We start from the raw sequence: 1,296 nt of genomic DNA on the forward strand, positions 1-1,296 counted from the left end.
CCCCACCCCTGCGTCGCCCACGCCGTGGCGACCTGTCACGGGCCCGCGCCGCGGCGGGCTTTCGCACGCCCGCGAACCGGTAGCACGCGCCGGGCCCGGACGGCATCCGCTCCGTTCCGCATCTTCCGTATGTTGACATCAAATTCCGACTGTCGGTAAAGTCCATAATTCGGATCGACAAAATCAAGATTGGCGACGGGCCATCCTCCCGAGCCAGAGGGAAATCATGATCAAAAAACGTTCACGCCGGCTCGGGGCGCTGGCCACCGCGCTGGCCTTCTCGGCCGCGATCGTCACCGCCTGCGGTTCGGGCGGCAGCAGCAGCGCCGCGGCTGCCCCGGCGGCGGGGGGAAAGATCGATCTCAGCGGGGTGACGATCCGTCTGGGCGACCAGGCCACCCTGAGCACCGTGCACGTGCTCGAGGGCGCGGGGGTGCTGAACGACCTGCCCTACAAGATCACCTCCGCCCGCTTCGCCTCGGCGAACGACGAGCTCACCGCGGAGCAGGCCGGCTCGCTCGACATCGCCGGCGTCGGCTCCACCGGCCTGATCTACGCGGCGAAGGCGCAGAGCGCCGTCAAGTTCGTCGCCATCTCGGCGCTGTCCTCGAAGGGCACCGGCGCCGGGATCCTGGTGCCGAAGAACTCCACCCTTACCTCCGTGCGGGATCTGCGGGGCAAGAGGGTGGCGGCGCCGTCCGGCACGTTGCCGCAGGCCTTCCTGCTGTACGAGCTGAAGCAGAACGGCATGACCACCAAGGACATCAAGATCGCGACCCTGACCTACGCCGACAGCCTGACGGCGCTGGCCGGCGGCAGCGTCGACGCGATCGCGGAGAGCCAGCCCTACACCCAGACCGGCATCAACAAGTACGGCTTCAAGGAGCTGGTCACCGCGGAACAGGCCGGGTTCCCGTTCATCGGCGGTCTCGCGGTCCCCGACTCCGCGCTGAGGAATCCCGCCCGTTCGGCGGCGATCGGGGACCTGCTGGTGCGCTGGCAGAAGGCCAACACCTTCTACCAACAGCACCCGGACAGGTACGCGGCGGTCTGGGCGAAGGACACCGGCTCTCCCGCCGCTCAGGCGCCGCCGGCCCCCGGCGACTACCTGCGCATCGATTCGAAGATCACCAGTGCGCTGAACCAGCAGCTCAGCCTGCTCGTCTGGGGCGGCGTCGTGCCCGACAAGCCGCGCCCCGACCTGGGCCGCTACCTCGACGGCCGTTACAACGACCGGCTCTTCCCCACCTCGACGGCGACACCCTCCGCGGGCCCGACCGCGGCGGGCTCCTAGCC

General features: G+C 69.3%; 1 protein-coding gene. It reads left to right on the forward strand.

The window, feature by feature from the left end; translation table 11 throughout:
• The first annotated feature begins 226 nt into the window (after window positions 1-226).
• Entirely contained in the window at window positions 227-1,294 is a 1,068-nt protein-coding gene (locus NBZ85_RS31170; RefSeq protein WP_261563427.1) for an ABC transporter substrate-binding protein, read from the forward strand.
• Window positions 1,295-1,296 lie beyond the last annotated feature (2 nt).

It is taken from the genome of Frankia tisae, assembly GCF_025403405.1.
GTDB classification, from domain to species: Bacteria; Actinomycetota; Actinomycetes; order Frankiales; family Frankiaceae; genus Frankia; species Frankia tisai.